The organism is Paenibacillus sp. GbtcB18, from assembly GCF_019091125.1.
Taxonomy (GTDB): Bacteria; Bacillota; Bacilli; order Paenibacillales; family NBRC-103111; genus Paenibacillus_F; species Paenibacillus_F chitinolyticus.
The window spans coordinates 1-12570 of the sequence record NZ_JAGXJX010000016.1 but is presented as its reverse complement, the minus strand read 5'-3'; the positions used below and the strand labels follow the sequence as shown (position 1 = coordinate 12570).

13 protein-coding genes are annotated in these 12570 nt (G+C 43.7%); 5 read left to right on the top strand and 8 right to left on the bottom strand.

Going from position 1 to position 12570, the window contains the following annotated elements:
• Positions 1 to 65 precede the first annotated feature (65 nt).
• Entirely contained in the window at positions 66 to 563 is a 498-nt protein-coding gene (locus KVT34_RS27810) for a YfbM family protein (protein WP_217562965.1), read from the bottom strand.
• A gap of 488 nt (positions 564 to 1051) precedes the next feature.
• Between KVT34_RS27810 and KVT34_RS27805 the strand changes: the two genes are divergently transcribed.
• The gene (locus KVT34_RS27805) at positions 1052 to 1678 is read left to right on the top strand and encodes a type 1 glutamine amidotransferase family protein (RefSeq protein ID WP_217562964.1); all 627 of its coding nucleotides are present in this window, start codon (positions 1052 to 1054) and stop codon (positions 1676 to 1678) included.
• Between the two features lie 46 nt (positions 1679 to 1724).
• Here KVT34_RS27805 and KVT34_RS32505 read toward each other — a convergent pair whose 3' ends face one another.
• Positions 1725 to 1853, bottom strand: a complete 129-nt coding sequence (locus tag KVT34_RS32505; protein WP_302695617.1) for a hypothetical protein — start codon at positions 1851 to 1853, stop codon at positions 1725 to 1727.
• Between the two features lie 51 nt (positions 1854 to 1904).
• Between KVT34_RS32505 and KVT34_RS27795 the strand changes: the two genes are divergently transcribed.
• Positions 1905 to 2471, top strand: a complete 567-nt coding sequence (locus KVT34_RS27795; protein ID WP_254635202.1) for a hypothetical protein — start codon at positions 1905 to 1907, stop codon at positions 2469 to 2471.
• Positions 2472 to 2961: 490 nt separating this feature from the next.
• Here the strand turns inward: KVT34_RS27795 and KVT34_RS27790 are convergent, their stop codons facing one another.
• The 4 genes from KVT34_RS27790 to KVT34_RS27775 form a co-directional block, all read right to left on the bottom strand.
• Entirely contained in the window at positions 2962 to 4146 is a 1185-nt protein-coding gene (locus KVT34_RS27790; protein ID WP_142497158.1) for an MFS transporter, read from the bottom strand.
• 88 nt (positions 4147 to 4234) lie between these two features.
• On the bottom strand, positions 4235 to 5284 hold the full coding sequence (locus KVT34_RS27785; protein ID WP_483311458.1) for an LLM class flavin-dependent oxidoreductase: 1050 nt from the start codon (positions 5282 to 5284) through the stop codon (positions 4235 to 4237).
• Positions 5285 to 5343: 59 nt separating this feature from the next.
• Positions 5344 to 5625 (bottom strand): ArsR/SmtB family transcription factor, encoded by a 282-nt coding sequence (locus KVT34_RS27780; protein ID WP_108532518.1) that lies wholly within the window; start codon positions 5623 to 5625, stop codon positions 5344 to 5346.
• A 566-nt stretch (positions 5626 to 6191) separates the two neighbouring features.
• Positions 6192 to 6776, bottom strand: coding sequence for a hypothetical protein (locus KVT34_RS27775; protein WP_217562963.1), 585 nt, complete (start codon positions 6774 to 6776; stop codon positions 6192 to 6194).
• Between the two features lie 85 nt (positions 6777 to 6861).
• Between KVT34_RS27775 and KVT34_RS27770 the strand changes: the two genes are divergently transcribed.
• The 3 genes from KVT34_RS27770 to KVT34_RS27760 all read left to right on the top strand — a co-directional run bounded on the left by KVT34_RS27770 (position 6862) and on the right by KVT34_RS27760 (position 10438).
• On the top strand, positions 6862 to 8403 hold the full coding sequence (locus KVT34_RS27770) for an MDR family MFS transporter (protein WP_254635200.1): 1542 nt from the start codon (positions 6862 to 6864) through the stop codon (positions 8401 to 8403).
• Positions 8404 to 8519: 116 nt separating this feature from the next.
• The gene (locus KVT34_RS27765; protein WP_217562962.1) at positions 8520 to 9749 is read left to right on the top strand and encodes an FAD-dependent oxidoreductase; all 1230 of its coding nucleotides are present in this window, start codon (positions 8520 to 8522) and stop codon (positions 9747 to 9749) included.
• Entirely contained in the window at positions 9746 to 10438 is a 693-nt protein-coding gene (locus KVT34_RS27760) for a TetR/AcrR family transcriptional regulator (RefSeq protein ID WP_164824320.1), read from the top strand. The genes KVT34_RS27765 and KVT34_RS27760 overlap by 4 nt, the downstream gene beginning before the upstream one ends.
• A 346-nt stretch (positions 10439 to 10784) precedes the next feature.
• Here the strand turns inward: KVT34_RS27760 and KVT34_RS27755 are convergent, their stop codons facing one another.
• Positions 10785 to 11465, bottom strand: a complete 681-nt coding sequence (locus KVT34_RS27755) for a DUF998 domain-containing protein (protein WP_217562961.1) — start codon at positions 11463 to 11465, stop codon at positions 10785 to 10787.
• An 80-nt stretch (positions 11466 to 11545) separates the two neighbouring features.
• The gene (locus tag KVT34_RS27750) at positions 11546 to 12121 is read right to left on the bottom strand and encodes a TetR/AcrR family transcriptional regulator (protein ID WP_217562960.1); all 576 of its coding nucleotides are present in this window, start codon (positions 12119 to 12121) and stop codon (positions 11546 to 11548) included.
• Positions 12122 to 12570 lie beyond the last annotated feature (449 nt).

The window sequence follows — 12570 nt, the reverse complement described above, 5'->3', positions numbered from 1 at the left end:
TTGATCACAGCCCCTGGATCGGGTATTGAAAGGTTGGTAACTATGCGCCGCGGCATGCGGCAGTTTTAATAAATGCTAATCAATATATCATGACCTTGGGCAAGGCTTTGTTCATAAAAATGGGTTAATTGGTTGAGTTCCGTTATCAGCTCTGTGAAACGTTCCTCAGCTTCATCGTCCGCCCAAATATCCGGGTAAATCTGTTTTGATCTAAAATCGGCAGGGTTGAAATGTTGCTTCAAGAGGGTCCTATCCACAGAATGAAGGGCTTTGAGAATACGGGGAAGCTCATCCGAACCAATGGCACTTACGAATTCTTCCGTATCCAGGACATGGACTCCTACAATAGCCTCGCTTAATGGGTGATCCTCGATCGGCTGTGAGGCAGAGTTTCTGGTTAGCAGATAATGCAATCCGTCCCATAATTTATCCATCTCATACACTGGACAGCGTTGTTTTCCCATAAGTTCCTCGACCTTATCGACGATATGGGCATTGTCTAACTGGGCAACTTCATCCGCTAAAGCATCGTTTAATGATAAGAAACAGGCCATGATTCCCATATTTCGTCTTCTCCTTTATTTTCGGGGTGATTCGACAAAGGTGATCCTTTCAGGTGTATGAGGTTTATAAAACATTTTATCAGTATTTTACAATACAAGAAAAGCTCGATTACTACTAAGCCCCGGATCTACAGTTTTGCTCTCGGGTGGGTCTTTCTGTGTAATAACATCCGGCCACGACAGTTTCAGTAATGAGCTAAGAAGGTAGGCGGTTAAACGCCGCGGCAGATTTTTCGCCGATAGACCCGGTAAAGTGAACCGTATCATAAGTGATGGCAAGTTTTTCGGCAAATCCCGCAGCAGGCTGGGAAAGGCGCCTAGCCAGGCATGGATTTGGGAAGGGCCAAGGACAACGGATATATTATAAACTTTAATAGCTTCACTGACAGCAGATGTCAGTGAAGCTATTTTATAATGATGATAATCAATGGTTACCGATGGACGGTTGATATCCCTTGATGAATTGTAAAAATAAGGAGAACTTGCAAATGAATAATACGGTCTATCTTTATGTGTTTGATACAATGTCAGACTGGGAAATAGGTTACTTAATTGCCGAACTGAACTCGGGAAGATATTATAAAAAGGGGCTGGCCCCATCAAAAATAGTCACCGTGGGAATTGAAAAGGCCCCTGTAACTACAATGGGCGGATTGAAAATACTGCCTGACATTAAACTGGATGAGTGCAGCATTGAAAGCACAGATACATTGATTTTACCCGGTGGAGATACATGGACAGAAACCATTCACCAACCCATCTTGACCATCGCCCAGCGGTGTTTAAAGGAAGGTATATTGGTTGCAGCGATTTGTGGTGCAACCATGGGACTTGCCCAGACAGGATTGCTGAATTCACGCCCGCATACAAGCAATGATTTGGAATACCTTAAAATGATCTGTCCCACTTACACGGGCGAAAAGTATTACAAAATGCAATCTGTTGTAACTGATGGAAAATTGATCACTGCATCTGGAATTGCTCCGTTGGAATTTTCTGTACATGTATTGAAAGCTCTGGGCGTGTTTTCTTCACAAACATTAGATGCCTGGTATAGTCTTAATAAGACTCAAGAATCCAAATATTTCTATGAGTTAATGAATTCAGTCCAATAAAGGTATAAGCGTAGGTTTGAGGATTTGTCAGAAGTAGAAAGTAGAATCATGGAGCCGGATTCACCTGAGTGTAATATCTATTTTTCACATAATTACGCAAAGCTCCAATCTCGGCCAGATCGTCAGCTGTCAGCTTCACTTGCAGCGCGCCGAGGTTTTCTTGTACACGTTCCAATCGTTTCGTTCCCGGAATGGGAACGCATAAAAGAGGAAGAAGGAGCTTTAAATGATCTACAAATTTACAGAAGTGCTGAATGATCTGATAGACTATTTCATTCTCGGGGATATTCTGCTGCTGGAGAGCTGGAAACAGGCCAATCATCATTCGGACAACTTAGCAATGGAATTTACAACAAACGAAAGCGGCGATCGTGCCGTGCTTGATGGTATCGTACTTCCAATGGCAGGGATTGAAAACTATCCCTATACAATTATATTTAATCTTTCTGGTAATACACCGGAATTGTTAAAATCAGATAGCCATTTACAATTTAGACGTGGTGGCTATTCGCTTAAAGTTGAGAACAACATACTGATGTTGTTTACTTGGCGAATACTAGAACAATTCACTAACGAAAGAGTCAACGCTTTACTTAATCATTACCGGCAACACAAAAAGCCGATGATTGAAATTGAAAACGGCTGGTACAGCATAGAAATATTGGGTGGGGAAACGTTGCAGGATTCATATTATGAACCCACATTTGAGTTTGTTTTGCAAAAGACAGAAAGGAAGGGGCCAGCGGAATTTGACATCAATTTAGATTTTAAGATTGAAAGTTCCACTTACTAAAATAGAAGTTTGCCAACCCTCGCATCGGTAAAGCATTTAAGGGACGATCTTCACAAGGTAATATTATTTTGGAGATCTCCAAGTAAGGCGAAGCTTCTCCCGTCAATTGGTTCCTGAAAGGTTGGTCAATATGCACTGCGGCAAGCTCCTTTCGCATTTTTCGCCGATAGCTCCGTTAAGCTGAACCGTATCATAAGTAGGGCGAAGTTCAGGTGCATTTTGAGATCGGAGCAGAACATAAGGCTAGAGTCGATGTTATTCGTACTCTTGTATAACCGGTCTGCCTGGTTGCGGTTATAAGTGACATTCGGCTCTCAATTCAATACGCTCAAGCGAACCGCTATAAAGCTATGCAATTTGGTTTTCGCAACAGACGGGAAGTCGTTTGCTCTACAAAGCGTCCATTGGATGGAGGAAGTGGAAATGGAAATAGAAAACACGAACAAGCAGTAGAATACCGTTGCTTGTTCGTGTAATTGTACGCATTGTTTCATTGTTTGCTTGTGACGGATTGTATGCCATTCGCAGACTGACTTCGCATCGAGAACGATAATATAGCCGGAAGGAGCGCGATTGCAACACCAATTGCGCCAGCCACGCCGATTGACTGTAAGGAGAAGCTTTCCACCACAATACCGCCAATGGCAGCCCCGACAGCAATTCCCAACTGGATAAAGGATGTATTCAAGCTCAGAAGGATTCCCGCTGCGCTTGGTGCCAAGCTAATCATATATACTTGTTGAATGGGACCCGTAGACCAAGCAAAAAATGACCATAACAGCAGCAACGGAAAGACAGCTATAGATGTATGGGCAAAGAGGGACATAAGGATCAAAATAGCAGCGTGGATCATTAAGCTTCCATTCAGCGTACGCGGAATACCTAATTTATCTGCACCATAACCTCCAGCCTGGGCGCCCAACAAACTTGCTATACCGAATGAAAATAGCGCGATGCTCACCATCCCATTGCTCATACCCGTAATGTTCATCAGAAATGGTGTAATAAACGTGTAAATGATCGTATAACCGACCATCCAAAAGAAGCTAATCGACAAGGTTAATAATAGCTGCGGCCTTTTCAACAGGGCAAGTTGTTCTTTAAGAGGCACATTTGCCTCTCCCTGCGACTTTGGCAACGCCATTAAAATGACCAGCATCGCGATAAAACTAAGAAGGCCGATTCCATAAAAAATCATTTTCCAGTCGTAGGTGCTGGCAATGACTCTTCCCACAGGAACACCTAAAATAAGCGATAGATTAAATCCCATCATGATAGTTGCTATGGCGGTGCCTTGTTTTCCAGGTCCGGCAATTTGAGCAGAAACAGTTAAGGCAACCACGGTAAAGACACCAGTACTAAGAGCTAAGATCACTCTCGCACCAACAAGCATCGGATAGCCCGTCGAGACCACCGTAATTAAATTCCCTATAAAAAAGAGCGCCAAAGCAGCCAGCATAAGTGTTCTCCGGCTTAGTTTAGAGGTAGCCGCAATAAGAATCGGAGTACCCACCGCGTAAGATATGGAATAAACCGAAATGAGTTGGCCGGCAGCAGCAATGGTTACGCCTACATCTTTGGAAACCAGATCCAATATCCCGGCAATTACAAATTCCGAAGTTCCCACTAAAAAACTTATAATCGCTAAAATATAAACTTTCCACGATTTAATCATTTGATTATTCTCCTTTATAATTCTATATATCTAAAAATGCAGAAATGATAACGATGAAGGATTGCAATTTCTTAACATCTTACTTTCTTTAATGCCTAGCTAGCTCCTTGCGGACAAGGGGGGCGACATCCGTTCCAAATCGTTCGATCGTTCTTAACAAATCACGATGCGGAAGCGTACTAAAGTCAACGTACAAAAGAAAACGAGTCAAGCCCAGTTGTTTGGTTACACGCACGATCTTTTCTGCTACATACTCTGAATCTCCAACATAAAGAGCGCCGCGAGGGCTCAGTGCTTCTTCATATACACTTCGTGTATAAGTCGCCCAACCGCGTTCCCTTCCAATTTGATTCATTTGTTCGGCCATAATGGGATAATACTTTTCTTTGGCTGCTTCAAACGAGTTGGCAATAAAACCATGCGAATGACAGGCGATTTGCAATTGATTAGGATCGTGCCCTGCTTGTTGGGCTGCTTTAAGATATAACTGCACTAAGGGAGCGAAACGCTCCGGCATACCGCCTATAATGGAGAAAATGACAGGAAGACCAAGCTGACCGGCACGAATGGCCGACCCCGGACTACCGCCAGTAGCAATCCATACTGGAAGCGGGATTTGTTGCGCTCGCGGGTACACGCCCATATTGTGCAGCGGTGCGCGGTGCTTGCCGCTCCATGTTACGTTCTCTGAAGATCGTATTTTGAGTAAAAGCTCCAATTTCTCATCGAATAATTCCTCATAATTTTGCAGGTTATATCCGAAGAGCGGAAAAGATTCGACAAAAGAACCGCGTCCGGCCATGATCTCGGCCCGCCCATTTGTTAAATTATCCAGAGCGGCGAAATCCTGATAAACACGGACTGGATCCGACGAAGACAATACCGTAACGGCACTGGACAGCCGAATATGGTTTGTAGTAGCTGCAGCCGAAGCCAAAATAATTGCCGGCGATGAGCTTGTGTAGTCCATGCGATGATGTTCACCGATCGCATAGACATCAAGACCGGCCTGATCAGCCAGCTGAATTTCTTCCATCGCTTGTCGCAGTCGTTCGCCTGGCAGAACGCCCCCTCCTTTGGGGTTGGTGTGAAGAAATGTAGAGATTCCAAGTTCCAATGGCACGCGATTTTCCAAAATGGTTTCCCTCCTTTACCTTTTCTATAATTCTAAAGATATAGAAATGATGCTTAAAAAATTTACGCCAGTAAATATGGCGCAAACTTCATTGCCACTTCTTGATCAACACTGTAGTGAATAAACGAACCGTTCTTTTGCGACTGGATTAAACCCGATTCCGTCAGCTGCTTGAGATGATGGGATAACGTTGAACCGGCTACGTGTCCAAGCTGCTCACCGATCGCGGTAACGCATTGATTCTTTTGCTTTATTAGCATTAAGGCAATTTTTAGTCGTGTAGGCTCACCTAGAGCCTTGTATACTTTGACAGCTTGCACTAGATCGTGGTCGACATCAGCCATTAAATTCTCCTTTCCGCCATCATTTCTATATTTATGGAATTATAGAAATGATATTACCACCTAATGACTGCGGTGTAAAGTAAAAATTTAGCTGTTTGTCAATCGTCTGTGAAACCTTAACTCGTCCGAGAAAATGCCACTTTCAAGTTTGGCCGAAGCGCTCACCAAAGCGCTCCGGCATAGCTATACGATTGCCGAAGCGACGAGGTCAGAGGGATTTTACAGCTAAATATGGACCTGACCGTGGCCAACCGGATTATGGCTTAACCCTCAAGCAATAAGCTTAAGAAGACTTAAAGTACACTTTAAGGCAAGCGTAATTTTAATACAATCGCTTGTTGCGTAACGTCGACACATTGCTGGCCAAGCACCGGTATTAATTGAATGAGTCTGCCAAAGTGAGTAGGCATAGCGAAGTCTGGCTTTCACAGGGCCGCCATTGTTTTCGCCGATAGCCCCGTTAAGCTGAGCCTTATCATAAGTGATGGTAAACACCATCAGACAAGAAATAGTACTCGATAGTAGCTTTATTAGCAGATTAAGGTAATAGTAATAGCATAGGGAGTTTACTTTTTTGGGGAAGGGTCGCAAACTGTAACTCGTAACACACACTTTACAAACTTGACCACACTTAGAAGGCTTATTCCACTTGTTGAAAATGGAGTGAGCTTTTTTGTATGCAGAAAACTACCTAGGAGGATGAAGAACAATGTCAAAATGTGTATCGGCAGTAGAGGAAAAGGTGGGTTTACTTGCCCAGGCGCAAGTGGAATATATTTCTCTACCTCCTCGTCGTGCGCTCCGACCTGCGTGAAGAACGTCATCAGGTAGTCGTTATCGTACAGTATGGCGACTTTGTACGTTTGGGGCCCATCACCTACATCGAGTATTTCTACGTACTCGGGGTGACTTCCAAGCAGTCCTCCGTTTTCATGGTCTAACCCCACGTTCCCAAGATCTCGAATGTTGTCACCTGCTTCAAGAACTACGATGTAGCCCCTTCCGACCAAACGAAACTCGGTTGCCTCTTTTTCCTTCTGCTCATCTCTAAGTTGTAGGAAATACTCCTCAACCTGAAGGAGAAGTTCCACTGGAAGTGTCACAGCAAATCGTAAGACGACAAGGTCTTGCTGTGTCTTGATGATTCTCATTCATCTGTCCCTCCTAAAAATGAAAATAACCCCTCGAAAAAGGGGTCATGGTTATGATATATGTATACCATTACGAACACTGTTCTTGACGAACGGTGTTCGTAATGGTATAACTGAAATGTGCTTATTAGAGCTCAATAAGCATGCTCTGAAATTTATACAGAAAGAAGTGAGAATAATCGATATGGGGCCAGCAAATAAAACAGCAAGTATGCAGTCAGAATTTTCATTGAAAAAAATATTACCGGTGCTGCTTGCAGTGACTTCGGGAATGTTCCTCGTAATCTTGGACAGTACGATTATGAACGTGGCAGTACCGAAATTGGTAAGCGCCTTTGATACCAATCTCAGCACCATTCAATGGGTCATTACGGCCTATACTTTGTCATTATCAGCTATTATTCCGCTCGCAGGTTGGTTCTCGGACCGTTTCTCGTCAAAACGGATGTTTATGACGAGCATCGTGTTATTTGTGCTTGCTTCTGTCTTGTGTGCCCTGGCGCAAACGCCTGAGCAACTGATCATCTTCCGTATCCTTCAAGGACTCGGAGGGGGCATGGTTGCCCCGATTGGGATTGCAACGGTGTTCTCCGTTTCGCCTCCCGACAAACGTGGTTCAGTCATGGGGATTCTCGGGATTCCGATGCTACTCGCACCGATTCTCGGTCCTATTCTGTCTGGTTGGCTTATTGAGTTTATAAATTGGCACTGGATCTTTTTCATCAATGTGCCGGTTGGGTTTATCGCGTTACTAATGGCATGGAGATACCTCCCTACAGCGAAGCCGAAGCACAACAGCAAGCTCGATGTAGTCGGCGCAATCTTAGCTCCGATATCCTTCGCCTCACTGGTCTTCGCGGTTCACCAAGCTGGTGAGAAGGGCTGGTCGAATGCATGGACGCTTGGTTCACTCATATTCGGTATCGTCATGCTTACAATTTTTATCTGGCATGAATTGCAGCAGAAATATCCTCTGCTGGAGCTTAGGGTGTTCCGCTCTCCGGCATTCGTACATGGAATTCTCGTCGCGTGGCTAAATCAGATTGCGTTGTTCGGCAGCATTCTGTTGTTCCCTCTTTATTTGCAGCAGGTTAAGGGCCTTTCGCCGCTTGAGGCTGGACTGTATGTCATTCCACAGGCAATCTTGTCAACGGTGGGAATCAACCTCGGTGGCAAATTGTTTGACCGTTACGGAGTTCGGCCGGTTGCCATTATGGGCATTCTGTCTCTATCTGGCTCATTGCTCGCATTGACACAAGTTACTGCTAATACCAGTCCGTTGTACATTATGTGTAGCTTTGCCTTTGCAGGACTAGGCCAAGGATTGACGATGATGCAGATCAATACTCATGTGCTCAAATCGGCTCCGAAGGAATTAGTCAGTCGCGTGACACCGATAACAACTTCAGCCCAGCAAATCATGTCATCCTTCGGAGTGACGATTACGATGGCTTTTCTAGCTGAAAAGATTAGAGAACTACCTTCCCAGCATACTCTCAATCAGTTGGGGCATGCTTTCGGTTCCACGTTCTGGATCACTCTGGGGTTTGCGATTGCGGCATTAGTACTCAGTTTATTTTTTGCAAAACGTATAGAAAATATGACTGCCTCACCTCAATCGAAATAGCGTTAGCTTATCAGCAGAGAGAATTTGTATTCTGCGGCCTTGGACGAAAAGAACGGAGTTCGCAATAAAGATATTTCACTTTGATAAACGACAAATATGCTGAGGAGATGTTTACAATGACAACAACTACTAAAGATCAAAAACGTATCGCTATTATCGGAGGAGGCCCCGGCGGACTAACGCTTGCGCTCATTCTTCAACATCATGGCATTCCGTCCGTCATTTATGAGCGGGAGCTGGAAGACAAGAGTCATGAACGCGGAGGTTCCCTTGACATTCATGAGGAATCCGGTCAACAGGCGCTGAAGGAAGCCGGACTTTATGAGGCTTTTCAAAAAGTAGCTCGTTATGAAGGGGAGGACTTTCGCCTATTCGATAAGACTGGAAAATGTTTTTTGGATGAAGTAGCTGATGAGAATGCTCCAGGAGGGCGGCCAGAGATCGACCGTGGCGTACTTTGCGATTTACTCTTAAGCAAGTTGGACCCAGCGATCATCCGCTATGGGTATAAGCTAGACAAGGCCGTTTCACTATCCAATGGCATGACAGAGCTTCATTTCGAGAACGGGTTCGTTGATACCGCGCATCTTGTAGTTGGAGCGGACGGTGCCTTCTCCCGTATTCGTCGGCTGCTTTCGGATACGGATGTCAGTTACTCGGGACTAACCATGTTAGAGCTTAATGTTGAGGACGCTGCTAAACGCTATCCTGATTTGGCTGCATTCAACCGTCGTGGCAAAGTGTTTGCATTGGACGATCACAAAGGCATTTTGGGGCAGTTGAATGGTGATGGGCGCATTAAGGTCTATGCGAGCCTGTGGGTGGATCGGGAGTGGCTCGAAACAAGCGGTATTAGGTCTGAAAATCCTCAGGAAGCGAAAGCAAAACTACTGGAGATCTTCCAAGATTGGGATGAGTCGCTCAAAAATTATATCCGCTACGCGGCTGATGCTGTTCTTCCAAGACGGATTTACATGTTACCGGTTGGATTCAAGTGGAAAAGGAACTCTGGTGTTACGCTGATCGGTGACGCGGCCCACGTCATGTCTCCGTTCGCTGGCGAAGGCGTTAATATGGCGATGCAGGACGCAATGGAGCTTGCACTTGCGATCGTACGGAATGAAGATCAAGCAAAAGCGATCGAGGATTATGAGGAGAAGATGTACGCCTATTCTTCGGAGATGGCTCGTGAGTCAAACGATAATCTCGTCCTGTGCTTCTCGGATGATGCAGCCCGGAAGCTTAACGAGCTTATGAATTCGTACCATGAGCAGTATAACGAAGCGAAATCGAGCCTGAAAAGCGGATTTACTATTCGCTTCCGGCATGATATAAGAAAAGTATGATGAAACCTAAACGTAAAATTGTAAGTCGCCGGGCTCGTCCGGCCAAAGAACCGCTCAGTCATGAGTTGATTGTAAAGACCGCCTATGAGTTGCTGAAAGAAGAAGGCACCTCAGGCATGAGCATGCGGAAGGTGGCCAAAGCACTGGACACCGGACCTTCCTCGCTCTATGTTTACGTAAAGAACTTGCAGGAGTTGAGCTCCTATGTGCTGGATTATGGACTTGGGGAGCTCGTGCTGCCAGAGCTAACGGAAGGCAATTGGAAGGAACAGCTTTTCCGGGCTTTGGATGCGTATGTGATGTTGCTAATCGAGCAGCCTGGACTTGCGGAGCTGTCACTTCAGGCAATTCCGGTAGGGACCCATGCATTCCGGTTGAATGAATACCTACTTACGGTCCTGCACAAGGGTGGTATTACGTCCACTTCCGCTGCTTGGGGAATGGATCTATTATTGCTGTATGTTTCCTCAGTCGCTTTCGAGAAGGCCGCTAGGTCCAGGCATGGAGAGGAACAGATGAATGCCATCCAACGTTCTTACCAAGCTTCAGATCCGGTTCGTTTCCCGCTCATTCACAGTCTGAAAGAGGAGTTGTTTTCCGGAGACACCGTTTCGAAGGAACGGTTCTATTGGGGGATTGAAGTGATCTTGAACGGTATTGTGCAAGCTAACGGTTTGCAGCGGAGCTAGATCAGTTGTTGGACGGTAACGGCTTACTGGTTTCCCTTCAAGAGCGAATTTTTGAACAAAGCGAGAACAAAGAAAGGGCCGTCCCAACGAAGGATGGCCCTTAAAACTTGCCGTTACAGACAGCGCGGTGAACCTTACTATAAGTGACGGCGAAATTTTTTTGGACGGAGGAGCGTAAATAAGCTTAAAGAGGCTGGAATGGGTAGAACGAGGGATTGAATGGATTAGGCCCGATTAGCTTGTTTTAAGAGCTGAGACGGGCCGATTAAATATTAGACAGGGGTTCAAGTCGAACAGTGGCTTGCCAAAACCAGATAGGTTGTAGATGTCATGATGAGCAGAACCTTCACCCTTTAATGTTCCCTTCGTAGTCCGACACATTCATATTGCGACTTTTTACTTGTACGAAAAGTCCAAAAATGATACACCAAACCATTATTGTATATACAGACATTCTTTCAAAAACCGCAGCATGCATATTATTATTTATCCCAATAAATAATGCGAAACTTATGATTCCAATAATGCAAAAAATGACACTCAACGTTGAAACCCATTTTTGTGGAATAATTCGGTGAGACATTAAGCCACTGCATAATATGGATAAGTTACCTCCTACTATAGCTAACATAGCTCCAATACCATGAAACGGTTCGCCCCACCAATCATACCCAGGAAACATACCAACCATGATTATGCCAATTGCATAAATTGCAGTAAGTGCCAGACCTATGATTTTTCTTTTTGATGGCAGTGTGTTCATTATCATGAAATACGCTATAGCGAATAGAATTCCATTAGCAAAAAAACCGAAATTCATCACAAAATATAATGGGGAATTAATCGTACGCTCCGCGTACTGTGTTTCCACTGGTATACCCAAATCACTAATATAGTTTATGGCATATTGATACGATGGATTGCTCCAGGCAAATGCTGATATAGCTTCGCACAAAAGATAAACAACCCCTGCTAAAATAAAGAGAAAAGAACCTGCTTGCAATATTTTTTGATTAATATTTTTCATTAGTTATTTCTCCTGTCGTCTTTGCTTAATTTGCCAGTTTGAGTAAAAAATACTCCAATTAGGGATGAAGAACGTTTATCTCATTCAAATAATTCATTTATCGTAGTATCAATAATAAAATCTACGGCTTCCTTGGTACCAATAACAGTAAAATCAAATTGAAACATCGAAGATAATAAACAATCTACAACTTGTGTTGCCATATCCAAACTTTTCTTTGGGATAAGTTGATACTCCGAAATTAAATTTTCCATTCTTATTTTATCGTTATGGAAATCCTGCTCCATATAATCGGGTGGTAGCTTTTGGATAATTAGTGGCCACTCATCCCACATTGATGTTAACCATGACATAGTAGACAATTCTATTGCCAAAGCTTTGAGACCTTCTGCAAGGCCATGTTTACTTGAATCAATTTTCATTTTTGCGTATAGAATTTGATCTAGTTCTTTTTGGTATTCATCAGCGGTTGTCATAAACAGTAATTCTTTACTTGAGAAAAATTGATAGAACGCTCCGACAGAAATGTTTGCTCTCTGTACAATATCTCGGATGCCCGTTTTTGAATAACCATACTGCTTCCAGCATTCCTTACAAGCATTGATTAGATTTTGTTTGATTAATTGGCGTTCATGTTCTGTAAAGCTCTTAGACATAGTAGGGCACCTCCATTTTCAAAAACGAATGAACGAATTTGCTATAATGTTCATAGGTTTATATTAGTGGTCCTGTTTAGAAGTGTCAAGCAAAAGTCAAAAAAGCCACAATATAATTTTAAAGGGGGATTTCATCTTAAGGAATTCCAAGAAGCTAAGGAATCGTATCTATAACAACGTTTATTTGGAAATAGTCACAATTAAAAATGAAATATCGGACAAGGTAGTGCATTTCCAATGGTACTTAACCGGGAAAACAACCAATCTTCCTGTAATGCAATATTATATTAAGGAGCTCGACAAAATCCTCCTAATGAGAAATGATAGCAAATTCCATAATGAAGATGGTAGCGTAACCAAAATGAGTTAAGTTTGTAGTAGTACATGCTGTATTATTGAGGAAGAGCTAAACACACACAAGTGACGGCGAAAAATGTTGGTTGTTAGTG

Excerpts from the sequence above, each read along its gene's own strand:
- KVT34_RS27810 (WP_217562965.1), bottom strand. The coding sequence starts at position 563 with ATGGGAATCATGGCCTGTTTCTTATCATTAAACGATGCTTTAGCGGAT.
- KVT34_RS27805 (WP_217562964.1), top strand. The coding sequence starts at position 1,052 with ATGAATAATACGGTCTATCTTTATGTGTTTGATACAATGTCAGACTGG.
- KVT34_RS27795 (WP_254635202.1), top strand. The coding sequence starts at position 1,905 with ATGATCTACAAATTTACAGAAGTGCTGAATGATCTGATAGACTATTTC.
- KVT34_RS27790 (WP_142497158.1), bottom strand. The coding sequence starts at position 4,146 with ATGATTAAATCGTGGAAAGTTTATATTTTAGCGATTATAAGTTTTTTA.
- KVT34_RS27780 (WP_108532518.1), bottom strand. The coding sequence starts at position 5,625 with ATGGCTGATGTCGACCACGATCTAGTGCAAGCTGTCAAAGTATACAAG.
- KVT34_RS27775 (WP_217562963.1), bottom strand. The coding sequence starts at position 6,776 with ATGAGAATCATCAAGACACAGCAAGACCTTGTCGTCTTACGATTTGCT.
- KVT34_RS27765 (WP_217562962.1), top strand. The coding sequence starts at position 8,520 with ATGACAACAACTACTAAAGATCAAAAACGTATCGCTATTATCGGAGGA.
- KVT34_RS27760 (WP_164824320.1), top strand. The coding sequence starts at position 9,746 with ATGATGAAACCTAAACGTAAAATTGTAAGTCGCCGGGCTCGTCCGGCC.
- KVT34_RS27755 (WP_217562961.1), bottom strand. The coding sequence starts at position 11,465 with ATGAAAAATATTAATCAAAAAATATTGCAAGCAGGTTCTTTTCTCTTT.
- KVT34_RS27750 (WP_217562960.1), bottom strand. The coding sequence starts at position 12,121 with ATGTCTAAGAGCTTTACAGAACATGAACGCCAATTAATCAAACAAAAT.